The organism is Ravibacter arvi, from assembly GCF_039540405.1.
Taxonomy (GTDB): domain Bacteria; phylum Bacteroidota; class Bacteroidia; order Cytophagales; family Spirosomataceae; genus Ravibacter; species Ravibacter arvi.
Genome location: NZ_BAABEY010000011.1, coordinates 1 through 13,504, shown reverse-complemented (window position 1 = coordinate 13,504; position 13,504 = coordinate 1). Strand labels below are relative to the sequence as shown.

Annotated in this window: 11 protein-coding genes; 3 read left to right on the top strand and 8 right to left on the bottom strand. The window is 49.9% G+C overall.

The features are described from left to right. Positions 1-6: 6 nt before the first annotated feature. Genes idi through ABD852_RS04725 form a run of 3 tightly spaced genes read right to left on the bottom strand, consistent with a single transcriptional unit; the run spans position 7 to position 6,413 of the window. A complete protein-coding gene (gene idi, locus ABD852_RS04735; protein WP_345026874.1) occupies positions 7-546 on the bottom strand; it encodes an isopentenyl-diphosphate Delta-isomerase in 540 nt (179 codons plus the stop codon). Between the two features lie 41 nt (positions 547-587). Beyond that, complete coding sequence (locus ABD852_RS04730; RefSeq protein WP_345026873.1) at positions 588-6,032, bottom strand: S8 family serine peptidase; 5,445 nt, start codon at positions 6,030-6,032, stop codon at positions 588-590. 39 nt (positions 6,033-6,071) lie between these two features. After that, positions 6,072-6,413, bottom strand: coding sequence for a TfoX/Sxy family protein (locus ABD852_RS04725; protein ID WP_345026872.1), 342 nt, complete (start codon positions 6,411-6,413; stop codon positions 6,072-6,074). 109 nt (positions 6,414-6,522) lie between these two features. Between ABD852_RS04725 and ABD852_RS04720 the strand changes: the two genes are divergently transcribed. Then, positions 6,523-6,861: a HopJ type III effector protein gene (locus ABD852_RS04720; RefSeq protein WP_345026871.1), complete on the top strand. Its 339-nt coding sequence runs from the start codon at positions 6,523-6,525 to the stop codon at positions 6,859-6,861. Between the two features lie 83 nt (positions 6,862-6,944). Here the strand turns inward: ABD852_RS04720 and ABD852_RS04715 are convergent, their stop codons facing one another. Then, positions 6,945-7,805: a DUF808 domain-containing protein gene (locus ABD852_RS04715; RefSeq protein ID WP_345026870.1), complete on the bottom strand. Its 861-nt coding sequence runs from the start codon at positions 7,803-7,805 to the stop codon at positions 6,945-6,947. A gap of 453 nt (positions 7,806-8,258) precedes the next feature. Here ABD852_RS04715 and ABD852_RS04710 point away from each other — a divergent pair, with 453 nt between their 5' ends. Further along, positions 8,259-8,840 (top strand): porin family protein, encoded by a 582-nt coding sequence (locus tag ABD852_RS04710; protein ID WP_345026869.1) that lies wholly within the window; start codon positions 8,259-8,261, stop codon positions 8,838-8,840. Between the two features lie 81 nt (positions 8,841-8,921). On the opposite strand, the gene ABD852_RS04705 is transcribed toward ABD852_RS04710, so the two are convergent. Together ABD852_RS04705 and ABD852_RS04700 are read right to left on the bottom strand one after the other, a co-directional pair. Further along, positions 8,922-10,133, bottom strand: coding sequence for an amidohydrolase (locus ABD852_RS04705; protein WP_345026868.1), 1,212 nt, complete (start codon positions 10,131-10,133; stop codon positions 8,922-8,924). A 69-nt stretch (positions 10,134-10,202) separates the two neighbouring features. Beyond that, complete coding sequence (locus ABD852_RS04700; protein WP_345026867.1) at positions 10,203-10,358, bottom strand: hypothetical protein; 156 nt, start codon at positions 10,356-10,358, stop codon at positions 10,203-10,205. A 258-nt stretch (positions 10,359-10,616) separates the two neighbouring features. Here ABD852_RS04700 and ABD852_RS04695 point away from each other — a divergent pair, with 258 nt between their 5' ends. After that, positions 10,617-11,984 carry an amidohydrolase gene (locus tag ABD852_RS04695; RefSeq protein WP_345026866.1) on the top strand — a complete coding sequence of 456 codons (1,368 nt, stop codon included), beginning with the start codon at positions 10,617-10,619 and terminating at the stop codon, positions 11,982-11,984. A 68-nt stretch (positions 11,985-12,052) separates the two neighbouring features. On the opposite strand, the gene ABD852_RS04690 is transcribed toward ABD852_RS04695, so the two are convergent. Together ABD852_RS04690 and ABD852_RS04685 are read right to left on the bottom strand one after the other, a co-directional pair. After that, positions 12,053-12,655: an NAD(P)H-dependent oxidoreductase gene (locus ABD852_RS04690; RefSeq protein WP_345026865.1), complete on the bottom strand. Its 603-nt coding sequence runs from the start codon at positions 12,653-12,655 to the stop codon at positions 12,053-12,055. Between the two features lie 53 nt (positions 12,656-12,708). Next, positions 12,709-13,089 carry a GxxExxY protein gene (locus ABD852_RS04685; RefSeq protein ID WP_345026864.1) on the bottom strand — a complete coding sequence of 127 codons (381 nt, stop codon included), beginning with the start codon at positions 13,087-13,089 and terminating at the stop codon, positions 12,709-12,711. Positions 13,090-13,504: the final 415 nt, after the last annotated feature.

Sequence of the window (13,504 nt, the reverse complement as noted above, 5' to 3'; positions counted from 1 at the left end):
GCGGTATCAAAAGTTTTGCGCGAACCTGGATTCAAGCGAAAGCCGGATCACTTCCCCGAGCCAATAGGTATAGCGTTCAGGGTTTTCTTCGATATTTTTCAGCAGGACGTCCGGTGCAACCCATTGAAAGGCCGCTACCTCGTCAGAATCGGGGTGTACGCTACCCTCATAACTTCCGCAGAAAACATGGTCGATTTCATTTTCAACCAATTGATTGTCCAGGTGGGCTTTATAACCGAACTTGCCCACATATTCCAACTCACAGGAAAAGCCCATTTCCTCCTGAAGGCGTGCGGCGGCAGATGTGGCAATGGATTCTCCGGGCTGGGGATGGCTGCAGCAGGTGTTGGACCAAAGGCCGGCTGAATGGTACTTACCGGAAGCCCGTTGCTGGAGCAGAATCTCCCCGTTGGAATTAAACACGACAATTGAAAATGCCCTGTGCTGCATCCCTTTCCGGTGAGCTTCCAGCTTGGGTGCGTAGCCAATGACGTTGTCGTCAGCGTCAACCAGGATAACTTTATTACGTATTTCTTGCACACTCATACAACCTGATAACGGCAGGCAGTAAACAAAAGTGCCAAATCCTATTTTTTTATCACTTTGAAGGCCTCCTTATTTCCTTTGTAGGTGACCTCTATCAGGTATATACCGGCAGGTACGGCAGTCAGGTTAATGAGTCGCTTCCGGCGGAAGCCGTTGCCGGTGAAGTTGCCCGATTCGATTTTCCGGCCCTGCATGTCGGCAACCGAGTAAGAAAGGGGGCCGTTGACCTGGTGGTTCAGGAAGAAAATGCCGTCAGCGGACGGGTTGGGGAAGACGGAGAACAGCGCTTCGTCTGATAGCACGATGGAGCGGACCTCGGAAAATTCGAAGGAACCGTCAAGGTTCACCATTTTCAACCTGTAATAAACTGCGCCCCGGTTGTCGGCGAGGTTGTCCTGGTAACGGTAGTTCCCGGCGGGTAACTGATGCGGTGACAAAGTAGCCAGCGTCTCAAACAGCCCGTTTTTCAGCGCTTCGTTTCCTACGGCCCTCTGGATTTCGAAATGGCTGAAGTTCACCGCATCAGCTGCCGTCCATGTCAGTAAAGCCTGGTATTTTTCGCTGAGAACGGCCGTGAATGCCGAAAGCCGGACAGGCAATGCGTTTTCGTCAAAAAGTGCAGCCGGAGATAGCCAGAATTCGGAAAAACTTCCTGTTAAAAACTCAAAATAGTAACCCTTGTCATAGGGAACCCTGGCAATATCCTGTGGCTTGATAAATTGCCATACTCCGCCGCTGTTATCGGCAAGATCGCCGTTTTCGCGGCTTAGCATGCCCGATGAAAATTTGGTAATACCCAGGTCGGTTACACCGTTCGCATTCAGGCAGCCTGTGCAACCGGCAGCAGCTAACATGGTTTCCATTTCCGTATCGGTGAAAAACAACCGGACACGGGCTTTCGGATTGTAAGTGGTCTGGGTGGGTTGGATAACAAAGTTCCGGTCGTGATAATAGGTGTTCTCTGCGTTTCGTACCCCGGCGGTATTCACATAGACCCTCGCTTTAACGGTACCCGGAGCGAGGCTGCCGTTGGGGTTGAAGGATGCCAGCAGCGCCCCGTTGTCACTGAAATGTGTCCACGCATCTGCACCTGAAGCAATGGTCTGTGTAATTTCCTGCGAATTACCGGTCCCGTGAATCGGCCGGGTATTATCGTAGATGTGAATGTCGTCAATTGCGATCCCTTCTTTGTTTTCGAAGGGGTCGGCGCTCATTACGAAACGCAGCCGGATGCTTTGCTGTCCTGCCGGTGGCACCGGTAACGGAATGGTCGCCGCATGCCAGCGTGTGTATTTTTCCTGCGACCACATGTCCTGACCCGGATAGGCCCTGTTGTACCAGTTGGTACCCTCATTTTTACTGCCAAGCCGCAGCCAGCTGATCCCATCAAAGGAATATTCTACCCATGCACCGTCACAGCGGGTTACATCCAGGCAGTCCTCCAGGTCGAGCGCCAGCATCATACTGAGCGTGGGCTGGGCGAGTCCCCCGATTTGAAAGCATGGCGAATAAAGGTAAGAATGCTCATTCTCGTTGTAGTTTCCGCTCAGGCTCGTTTTCCAGGCTTTGTCGCCACTGGCAGCGGTGTGAATCCGGGTAGAAGAAGGTGTTCCGTATTCCCAGGAAGACAGGTTGCCGTCAGTAAACCAGAAACCGTTGCCTGCTTCGAAATTTTGCAGGTAGGGAAATGCCGTGATCAGCGGCGAATTGGTAAGCGTGCGTGTAATTTCATTGTTGAAATCGACGTTGTCGCCGCTTTTTGTAACCCGGCATTTTAGCGTATAAGTCTTAAAAACAGCCAGGTTCGCCAACGTGGAGAAAGTGAAATCCTGCTCGATTCCGCCGCCTATCGCTGCAATGGTTTCGGTTATAACCGGCCCGTTATCAATCTGATACGAGACCTGGATATTGGTGACCGGGTAACTCATGGAGTTGTATATGCGAATCGTGACGGGCTCCTGTGCTCCCAGCGCGCAATTCGAGACCCGCGGCGATACTATATTTTTCAGCGCAATATCATTTTCAGCGATTGACAGCCTTATATCGTCAAAGGTATAGCCGTTCAGATCCTCGCGGCTCGCGGCCTGGTAGGAACCGGTCTGGCCCCACCTGATTTGCGTGCTGGACGAGAAGTCCTGCCCGTTTGCTTTTAATAAATCATTTAATTCCAGGCTGTTGCTGCGCTTGTATTCTCCAGGCTCGCCCTGGTTGGCCATCAGGTCAAATATTTCGATCCAGGGGGCGGTGTCGGTTCCCCTGACCCACACCTTATTACCGGTGCCGGTTGTCTGGTGGTGTTGAAGGTACCAGAAGTCCAGGCGTATTTCGTGGTTGTTTGCCTGGTAATCAATGAGGTTATAGGTGCCGGTAAGGTAGTTGGTCGTTTCTTCATGGGGGAATGATTCCGCATCTAGCGTTAGTGCGCGGTTATCGGATCTTGCGATGCCGGTATTGACAAAAGTCCTGATACGTCCGCCCGGCCGCGTGCTCAGGAAGTCATAGCGGTCTATACCCGGGAGGCCTGTTTGCCGGTACTGAAAGGACTGTATGGGTGTGGCGGCGAAGTTTTCGAGGTATTCGGCAGCCGAAGGAGAAACTGCCAGCTGTACCTTGGGATTGGTAAATTGAGAAACCGAAGTGATAATCCGGTTATTGGAGGATATTTGATCGCCGGCCGCAGTAAGGGTGACTTCGAATTGATAGGTGCCCGGTGCCGACAGGTTGGCCGGGACTGCAAAAGCTATTGTCGTTTCTGAGCCCACCCCAAGCGCCGGAACCGTAATATTTTCGGTGACCCAGCTTCCCTGGTTGATCCTGTAGGCGATGGTAGCGGGAGTGGCTGCGATAGCGGTGTTGTCCAGGTTTTTTACGCCGATGCTTACCGGGGTCGCGGCGGTGAGCGCGGTGCCGGTAAACAGTCGGCCGGAACCGGCGGGCGAAACGAGATGGGTCAGGGCAAGGTCGCCGTCTGAAAGAGCGCTGCCGCATTGACCTGTGGCGGGCTGCCGGGAAACGGCTATGGACCTGAGACCGGGTAACAGACTGGCAAGGGGGCGCACGGCTACCCAGTAAACGGAGTCTTTGGACAAACCGGTAAAGCTGTAATCAAGCCGGGACGAAGGAACTGTAGCAACTACTTTCATTTCATCGCCTTGTAAACGCATGAGCTCGTAGCCCGTGGCATTGGGGATCGTTGGCCAACTGATGGTGATCATGCCTTCGCATTGGGCTGTTTCGGGAGCGAGTGAAACGACGGGCATCTGCATAATGGTGAAGTCAGGGCTGGTGCTCATCTGGTTGTCTGACAGGCGGATGATGCGTATGCGGGTCACAGCCAAAGGGAAATTGGCGGGAATAGTCCAGAAATACTGGCGGCTGCCGGAGGGTAGGGAAGCGGCAAACCTGACCCATGCCGAGCCGTCAAAATATTCGAGGTGGAAGCCTGTTGCCGGTCCGTAGGACTCCCAGCTTACCAACATCTTATCGCCCGGTCTGTATTTTTGGCCACCCGCCGGCGCGGTCAGCGTCGTCCCGGCCGGGATCAGGTCGTAGACGACAAAATACCCCTGGGTTCCTGTGGGGATATTGAATCCTTTGACCGTGAATTGAGCGGTTCCGGCCGGTGGGTTGTCGATTACAACCTGCTCGATGTTGTTGAGCCGGTCGGTATTTCGGGTAGCTGCGTCTTTTACTGATGCCGGTGCCGGATTGTTGACATACGGCAGCACAGTATTGCCCGCATGATTGACCGTGAGATCAAGGTCATTTACCAGCGCTGCCGCCGCAGCCGGATGCGCGGGCGGATCGTTCCAGCAGAGCATCACTTTGAGCGCTGCTGTATTGGCGGGTATGTTGATATTTTGGCTTTGCGAGCCATTTTGGGTAATATTTCCGCTGATATACCGCCCTTTTGCGAGCATATCGGAGGAACGGAGCAGATTAAGCACGCCATAGCCGAAGGAATAATCCGGGCCGGCAGTGCCGAGATCCGTTGCCCCGTTGCAGAGCAAAGCTTTCATCAGCGCAGAAGGCGCTGCTGTCGCTCCCGGAAAAAGCCGCTGATATTGTTCGGTAAGAAGGGCGGCCCCTCCGGTTACAGCAGGTGCGGACATACTTGTTCCGGTGCGGCCGTTGTACGCGTTGTTTAACCCCGCTGACCTGATGGCAGTCCCTTCCGCCACAATTTCCGGTTTCAGCCGGCCGTCCTGCACCGGCCCGCGGCTGGAATTGATTCTACGGGTAAAAAGAGAGTCAATGTTTCCTACTGTCAGAACGTTTTTCGCGGTCTGGTAGCTTTTCAAAACGGTTCCGAAACCTTTTTCACCGGAAACCGCCAGCCGGTAAGGATTGTCCGGGTAATCGGTATCCCCGCTGTTGCCAGCGGCAAAAACATGCAGCAAATCTGGAAGATCCAGGCCCATTTGGTCCAGGTAAGCCGCATATAGATCGTACTGTCTGAAATCTTCGTCGCCGTTTACATTTTGTCCGTAGGAATTGTTGGTAAGCCTCATGCCGAAATCATGGTAGAAGGCGGGGCTGTAAACCAGGATATTGGAGTAGTATTGCGAAACAAGCAGGCTTTTGGGGGCGAACCCCCTGTAGATTTCCTGCTTGATACCAGCCCCTCCGACGGTCCCCATGGTATGCAGCCCGTGTCCGCCGCCGCCGGTTTTGTCAAAGCGATTAATCAGCCTGTTGCTGAAATCGACATGCTGCAGCGGGTCGGTATCGTCACCGACGCCCACCACTACGTTTCTACCCATCAGACCGTCGGCATAAGGGCCAAAAGCCGAGTGGAGCATATTGCTCCGTGCCTGAACGTTGCTTTTGGAATTTTCGTGGCGGTCGGGACCGGGCGCCTCCTGGAGGTATTCCAGATACTGTGATTCGGCAAGTGTTCTTATTTTTTGTCGGGCTATCCGGATGGCAAGAATACGGGCATGCAGGAGTTTTCTCGAAACTATTGTTGCGGCGTGCTCATTTTGAAGCCACTTTTCTACGGAGTCTGCGGCGTAAAAGGACGGGAATCGTACCCAAAGCTCAGCAGTCTCCCCGGATGATTCGGGACGTTGCCCGCTGAGCAGACTGGTATCTGCCTTCATAGGCGCGGTGAAGGCGAGCAGGCCGCGCACCCCTATACCGTCCAGTTCTTCCGGGTCGAGGGGGCCGTTGATAACGGCTACCCATGCACGATTCGGAACGTAGCCTTCAAGTGAGATTCCGGCTTTTTTCAATCTCAACCGGGTAGCTTCATCGGGGAATTGGTTCAACCGGATCAAAGCGAGAATAGGTTTACCCTTTTTTGAGGAATCGAGAACCGATAGGGCTTGCCGGGCCTCCAGCCGGGCATTCTTCCAGTTGATTTTTTCGAAAGACCGGGTTCCGCTTTTCAGATAGATGCGGTCATCCCCGTTTTCCTGGGCAAGAATCAGGGTAGGTAGCGATATCAGGCACAGCGTGCAGATGCGGAAAAAGGCGCTAAACATAGGGAGAAGGTTTTTTACCCGTACAGAGATGGGAAGATGTTATTTTTCGGCTGAAGCCACGGTCCGGTTGAAAGCAAGGCACCGTTCAATCCATTGTGCGAGCTGCAATTCGGTTCGCACTCCACCGGGGCTGATATAAGCATAGCCTTCGTAAACTCTGCCTTTCATGACCATGGGCTGAAAACCTTCGGTTTTTGCCAACTCTTCCGTTTGTTTGGGATCAAAGCGGCACATCAGATTTTCGCCGCTTACGTTAACACACATTTTCTGATTGATGATGAAAGCCAATCCGCCAAACATCTTTTTTTCTTCCAGCTGAAGGTCCGGAAATTGTCCGAGGTAGGTGCGTACCCTCTTTGCAAGGCTAACGTCGTATGCCATAGGTATTTGAAACACTTGTCCGTGAAACCGAAACAAGTTACTAAATAAATTGGTTGATCGGTATGGCTGTCCCGTTCGGAACAGATGTCTATATTTGAAAGAAAAAGTTATGTTGCATCAACTATTGAATCGTCTTTCAGCCGGGGAAGCTTTGTTTACGGACGTCATTGCGTTCATAGACGAGCGTTATGATCACACGCCTACGGCTTTCGTCAACGGCGCACAGAAAAACCTTGCGGAAGAAAACCAGGGCAGCGCCAAGGTACTGTCCCTGGCGAAGCTGGCAGGGCTGTCGGCCGGGGACACACTTCGCCTTTTTGCAGAGCATTATGAAAGTGTGCTGTCCGATCCGAACGGCACGAATCATCAGAATATCCGCCAGTTTATGCAGAATGGCTGGGAAGGAGTGGTTTTTGAAAAAGAGGCGCTAAAGCCCAGAGAGCTGTAGGTACGGCAGAAGCCTGCCGCGGGGGTTCAAAGCAACCGGCAGTTCATGGCACCGGAAACTGCCGGTTGCTTTGTAGTTCATTTTTAAGTCCGTGCGAATAATTTTTTCGCGATAGTCACAACACCTACTACCAGCAAGCCGGCAATGAGGCCCAGCCCGAATTCTTTGACAATGGCGGGAACTTCCGGCAGGAAATGATGAAAGTAATCTATGTTGTGCACAAAGATGCCACCTGAGACGAGAATAAGGGCGATCGTTCCCACCACGCCCAGGATTTTGATTACCACCGGCAGTGATTTGATAAGGAGATTCCCAAGAATAAAAAAGAAGCCTTTGCCGTCGGAATGTTTGACCAGCCGGAATCCGGCGTCGTCCATCCTGACGATCAGGGTTACAATTCCGTAGACTCCCACAGTGGCGGCGATGGCGACCACAGATACCGTCAGCGCCTGAATGAGCAGTTCGCGATCCAAAACGGTCCCCAAGGCGATGATAACGATTTCGACCGAAAGGATAAAATCGGTAGTGATGGCAGACTTAACCTTTGCTTTCTCCATTTCGTCGCCGTCGTCATTGCTCTGTTCAATGACTTCATTTCCTTCTTTCTGTCGGTGAAACAGGAACTCCACTATTTTTTCGGCACCTTCATAGGCCAGGTAAAATCCGCCTGCGGTCAGGATAAATTTGATCGCGACGGGAAAGAAAATATTCAGCGCCAGTGCGACCGGCACGATGAGCAGTTTGTTAATAAAAGAGCCTTTTGTAATAGCCCACAATACCGGTATTTCCCTGGAGGAGAGAAACCCGGTTGCTTTTTCTGCATTTACGGCTAAATCGTCGCCGAGGATACCGGCGGTTTTGCCGGTAGCAATTTTACTGGTAACTGCCACGTCATCCATCAACGCGGCTATATCATCAAGAATAGCAAAAAAACCGGAAGCCATATATTTAGTTAAATCGTGCGGGTATAAAAGTATTAATATCTCGGCAACTTTAACAAGCAGATTTGTCTGATTTATCCGGCCGGGAAGCAGTGAAGGACGCGAGAAAGAGTAAATTTTTTCGATTTTTTTTCGCTTATCGACGTGGATTTACCTGTTTTTATCTTGAATACAGACCTCATTCCGGGAGGAGTTGGTACTTTTTTTAAAGGCGACAGTCGAATAATCCGGGAGTGCGGGTATAAGGAGTACGAATGTTTTATGCGTCTGTTAATCAAGGCATTAAATGTTGTTTTTTTACTGACAGATGTTGGAAAATGATGACTTTCAGAGTAGATAATCGCATTCTTGTGGTATTTTTTTTATAAACTATAATGCGCCGGGTGTGACCCCGGTTAATATTTTCGTCTATATTTGTAGATAACTTCACAACTAATTACAATTATTATGTTAGCAATGAAAAAGACTATTTTGTTCTTTGCACTCTTAGTTGGAATAAGCGGGGGTGCATACGCGCAAGGTTTCGGCTTCGGTCCGAAAGCCGGATTGAATATCAGCAATTATACGGGAGGTAATGTCAAGACAGACGCCCTGGTGGGATATCACCTGGGGGGGATGTTGAACTTTGGGATCGGGAATGTTTTCTCTATCCAGCCTGAAGTTTTGTTTTCCACGCAGGGGGCTAAAATAGACAACCAGGGTGCAAAAGAGGACTTTAAGGTGAGTTATGTTTCAGTTCCTGTTATGCTGAAGTTTAAAACTTCGGGTGGTTTCTACATTGAAGCCGGACCGCAGGCATCTTTTAAAACCGGCGAAAAAATCGGTAGCCAGACGATAGACAGTTTTGCCAAGAATCTCGACCTTGCGGTTGGCGGCGGAATTGGCTTTCAATCGAAAATAGGTTTGGGCATTGGTGGCCGTTATGTAGCGGGTATCTCCAAAGTAGGTGATTTTACTACAATGGGTAATGTCAACCCCGATTTCAAAAACAGTATTATACAGCTGAGTTTGTTCTGGATGATCCCGGTAACACGGTAGTTTTTACAGGGCAAAAAAAAACGCGTCAAACGACGCGTTTTTTTTTGCCCTGTAAAAACAGAGGGACTGTACCTGGCAGGATCAAAATACAATTTTTCCCTGGTGAATCAGTGATGTTACCTGCGAAATGCGCGATACCGCTTCGGCTGAACAGCTCGCATCAACCAGTACCAGATCGGCTGCGTCGCCGGCTTTGGGCCATTGCTGTGTGCCTTTGTCATCCAGCGGGAGTATGGAGCGGGTAGCGAAAGCCAGGGTTCTCGACAGTTCCCACTCTGTGGAATAACCATAAAGTTCTGCTATCAGGTTGGCTTTTTGAAGCATGTTCCCCGAGCCGAAAGTGTTCCAGTGGTCCTGTATGTTATCATTGCCGATCAAGACCTCTACACCGTGCTTCCTGAGGGTTGGAATGGGCATAACGGTTCCCCTGAACGGTACCGACGACACAATTCCGACACCGGCCATGGCGAGCCGTTCGGCTATCTTTTCCGTTTCGGGAGCGCTCAGGTGCGCCAGTGCAAACGCATGACTTACATAGGTTTTCCCTCTCAGGCGTGGATTTTCAAGGACCTTGTCAATCAAAAAGGCAATTGTTTTCATTCCGCTTTCTCCCCGCTCATGGAGGTGCAGGTCGATGCCTTTGTTATTGTCCAGTGCAAGCTGCACAATCAGTTCCATCGGTTTTTCTATGCTTCCGTCAATTGAAAAAGGGTCTACACCGCCAATGAAATTTATGGCGTTCATTTTGGCTGCTTCTTTCAGAAGCGGTTCGGTTGGCGTGTAGTAGATTCCATGTTGGGGAAAGGCCACCAGCTCCGCCGACACAGAGTCTTTTTTATGCTGCAAAGCCTTTTCAAGGTGATGCAGGGAGTCGAAGCCGGAAGTGGGGTCGATATTGACATGAGAGCGTATAAAATGCGTTCCATATGAATGAAGCATGCCGATCAGTTTTTCTGTCCTTTCGACGGAGGTTTTCAGCCATTCGGGGATCTGCTTTTGTTCATATGCGATCATGTCTTTTACCGTTCTTCTCCTGGCAGAAACCGCTTGCCAGGGCAGACCGAACAGCATTTTGTCGAGATGCGCATGCATATCCTTAAATGCAGGCAGCATCAGCCGGCCTTTTGCATCGATCCCGTTTCCTGCAGGGTCATTCCTGCCGATACGCTTGATTTTATTTGCTTCTATTTCAATGCAGTGCAGGCCCGTTCTGGTCTTTACAATTTCGCCGTCTTCGTGCTCAAAACCGGTTTCCAGCAATACGTTTTTCAGAGTGTAAGTTTGATTTGCCATTTTGATATCTGATACATTTGCGCCGATATATTTCGGAACAGAAGTAAAGTAAGGCAGGTTTCCTGCTATTTATTTGTGCCATCCATGCCGATCCTTGAATGTTTTATCACTATGCCCGTACCATTGACCACAATAGGGATGGAACTCCGACCGGCGGGTCATCCCGACCGTAGTGGAGGGATCTCCTGTTTCCAGTCCCCAATCTCTTTCAAAGGACTTTTTCATAGCAACATGAAATCGTTCGGCTTTACTGCGTTGCGCTCAGGACGCCCCTCCGGCCGACACCGTCTGCCATTGATAAGAAGGTTCTTGATTGTCAGCAACGATATTGGGCTGATTTTTTGAATCATATTATCATCTTTACTACAGCACGTTTTGCTACTCCCTTTTTTCCAGGAGGAATAAATCCTTCAAGAGTTGGAATGAATCCTTCACGCAGGCCCACGGATGATTGAGTAGCTTTGTGTCAAACATTTTCAATCCATGCAGAGATCAGAAATATCCCGGAAGGATTTTTTAAGAAAATCAGGGTTAGGTTTAGTGGGAATGGCCATCGCTCCCGGACTGTTAGAAACGGGCGATGTTACCAACCAACCGCTAACTGATAAAGAAAACAGGCAAATGGGAAAGGATTACATATTAAAAAACGTAAGACTGGAAACAGGGTTCGTTTATGAGGGGGAAGAAGTCGTTCACACCGAAACCGGGCTTTTTACGGTGTCCGTGAGCAACGGAAAAATCAAAAGTATTTCTGCCAATACACCGAACGATTCGCGGGCGCTTGATGCCAAAGGATGGTTAATGTTGCCTGCATTTAAGGATATGCATATACACCTGGATAAAACTTTCTACGGCGGGCCCTGGCAGGCGAGGAGACCCAGAACCGGCGGCGTAAAAGGGATGATCGCGTTGGAGCAGCAAATTTTGCCGGAAATGCTCAGGACGTCTACCGAGCGGGCAGAAAAGCTGATTGAGCTTCTCCAGTCCAAAGGATCTTCGTTTGCGAGAAGCCACGTAAACATCGAACCTACCTCGAAACTACAATCTCTGAAAAACCTGCAAAAGGCGCTTGAAAATAAAAAGGATGGTTTCGAGACAGAGTTGGTAGCATTTCCCCAACACGGCGTTTTCTATACCGACTCAGCACCGTATCTGAAGGAGGCTGCGCAGATGGACATTGATTTTATAGGCGGTGTGGATCCTTTCAGCATTGACGGTTCAATCGAAAAAACGCTTGATTTTGCTGTTCAATTGGCGCTGGACCATAACAAAGGCATCGATCTGCATCTGCACGAGTCGGGAGAATCGGGTTTAAAGACTGTTGAGTATCTTATTCAAAAGGTAAATGAGAATCCGGTTCTGAAGAAAAAAACCTTTATCAGTCACGCATTTGTGCTGGGTAAGCTGGAGAAGCCGAAGCAGGAGGAAATTGCTGCGCAGCTGGGTGACGCAAATATCGGAATCGTCTCCACGATACCTTTCGGCGGACTCGTGATGCCGATACCGGTATTATACAAGCACAACGTTACGGTGCTGACCGGCAACGATAGCATTGTTGACCATTGGAGTACATGGGGGAGCGGGAGTGTACTGCAGAAAGCCAGTCTCATGGCCCAGCTCTATGGCTATTCAACTGAATTTTTATTATCGCGTAGCCTGAAACTCGCTACCGCCAATGTTTTGCCACTTGACGATAAGGGCGTTCAGCAATGGCCCAAAACCGGCGATGCTGCCGATATGGTGCTGGTTGACGCGAGCTGTTCGGCGGAGGCGGTCTCCAGGATATCGCCGGTAAAATCGCTGATCAGCAAGGGGAATGTGGTGTGGGGAGGGTTGGGTAGTGAGGTTTGAGTTGTGAGGTTTGAGAAGTGAGGTGGGTCGACGCGGCAACCTCACTGCTCAAACCTCACCGCTACGCTTCAGACGACACTTTCTATTACGTCTTCTGCATTCCGACGTGTTTTGGGTTTCATTTCCGGCTGGTTGGCATCGTCGGTGTCCCGGTAACCCAGTGCGACTGCAACCAATGGCTCAAAATCCTCCAGACCCAGTATATCGGCGTAAGCGTCGGGTTGTATACCCTCCATTGGGGTAGAATCCACGCCAAGGGATGCGCTGGCCCCGAGGAAAAAGCCAAGTGAAAGATATACCTGTCGCGATAGCCATGCTTTTTTGTCGGCCTCCGGCTGGTTTTTGATAAAGTTGTTGTAATAGGCTTGCGATCCTTCCGGAAGTTGCAGGAGCAAATTGTTCTCAAAATGAGCAACCTGTTTTACAACGCTGAACACTACTAAATGGCTGGCATCTTTAATCTTTTGGGCATTGAAGTACGATACCTCTGCGAGCGCAGCTTTTGTCCGGGTGTCTTCAACAAATGAAAATCTCCACGGCTGGCTGTTGATAGAAGATGGGCTCAGCCGGATAATTTGTTTAAGTTCATCGATGAGTTCGGCAGAAATACGTTTCCCATTTGCATATTTCTTAGTTGCGTAACGGGTGTTGGCTAAATCTAAAAAGCGCATTCAGTAATCTTAAGTTTGTTGTTAATACATAGAATATAATAGGTAACACAATTTCAGATGTAGCCGTTCACAACGCGTTTGATTCCTTCTCTAACCCGGCGGGTATTGAAATTTATCAGGAGGCCGAGACGGAGGTCGCTAAGTTTGAGATAGGTGAGGAGTTGAGCAAGATGAATGTCATTAAGTTCTTTGACTGATTTTACTTCGATTATCAGCTTTTCGTTAATCAGGAGGTCGGCTTTGAAACCGGTATCAAGCTCTATTTCCTTGTAATTCACCTGCATGTCAACCTGTGACCGGACCCTGAGACCATGTTTTTTCAGTTCGTGTGCCAGGCAAACTTCGTACACTCGCTCCAGTAAGCCAGGCCCCAATTCCCGGTGGAATTCGATGGCAGCGCCTATGATAATTCCTGATAATTCATTTTCAGTCATTTCGCGCGAAAGTTAGTATAGTAGTATAATCGACTCTCGGAAAACACAATGGTTGTCTGTTTCCGTCCTTTGAGGTTTGTTTAACCACGGAGAACACAAAGGTCACAGAGGTTTGCTCCGGATGGCCTTTGCGGTTTGTTTAACCACGGAGAACACAAAGGTCACAGAGGTTTACTCCGGATGGCCTTTGCGCTCACCGTGCTCTTTGTGGTTTGTTTAACCACGGAGAACACAAAGGTCACAGAGGTTTGCTCCGGATGGCCTTTGCGCTCACCTTTGTGGTTTGTTTAACTACGGAGAACACAAAGGTCACAGAGGTTTGCTCCGGATGGCCTTTGCGCTCACCGTGCTCTTCTATGTTGAAAAGCAATTTTATAAGCTGATATTTCTGTTATTTTTATTTTTTAGCTGCATT

What these genes read in the sequence shown, in the direction of transcription:
- ABD852_RS04710 (WP_345026869.1), top strand. Translation starts at nt 8,259, where the DNA reads ATGAAAAAGACTATTTTGTTCTTTGCACTCTTAGTTGGAATAAGCGGG.
- ABD852_RS04730 (WP_345026873.1), bottom strand. Translation starts at nt 6,032, where the DNA reads ATGTTTAGCGCCTTTTTCCGCATCTGCACGCTGTGCCTGATATCGCTA.
- ABD852_RS04715 (WP_345026870.1), bottom strand. Translation starts at nt 7,805, where the DNA reads ATGGCTTCCGGTTTTTTTGCTATTCTTGATGATATAGCCGCGTTGATG.
- ABD852_RS04685 (WP_345026864.1), bottom strand. Translation starts at nt 13,089, where the DNA reads ATGACTGAAAATGAATTATCAGGAATTATCATAGGCGCTGCCATCGAA.
- ABD852_RS04725 (WP_345026872.1), bottom strand. Translation starts at nt 6,413, where the DNA reads ATGGCATACGACGTTAGCCTTGCAAAGAGGGTACGCACCTACCTCGGA.
- ABD852_RS04705 (WP_345026868.1), bottom strand. Translation starts at nt 10,133, where the DNA reads ATGGCAAATCAAACTTACACTCTGAAAAACGTATTGCTGGAAACCGGT.
- ABD852_RS04690 (WP_345026865.1), bottom strand. Translation starts at nt 12,655, where the DNA reads ATGCGCTTTTTAGATTTAGCCAACACCCGTTACGCAACTAAGAAATAT.
- ABD852_RS04720 (WP_345026871.1), top strand. Translation starts at nt 6,523, where the DNA reads ATGTTGCATCAACTATTGAATCGTCTTTCAGCCGGGGAAGCTTTGTTT.
- ABD852_RS04695 (WP_345026866.1), top strand. Translation starts at nt 10,617, where the DNA reads ATGCAGAGATCAGAAATATCCCGGAAGGATTTTTTAAGAAAATCAGGG.
- ABD852_RS04700 (WP_345026867.1), bottom strand. Translation starts at nt 10,358, where the DNA reads ATGAAAAAGTCCTTTGAAAGAGATTGGGGACTGGAAACAGGAGATCCC.
- idi (WP_345026874.1), bottom strand. Translation starts at nt 546, where the DNA reads ATGAGTGTGCAAGAAATACGTAATAAAGTTATCCTGGTTGACGCTGAC.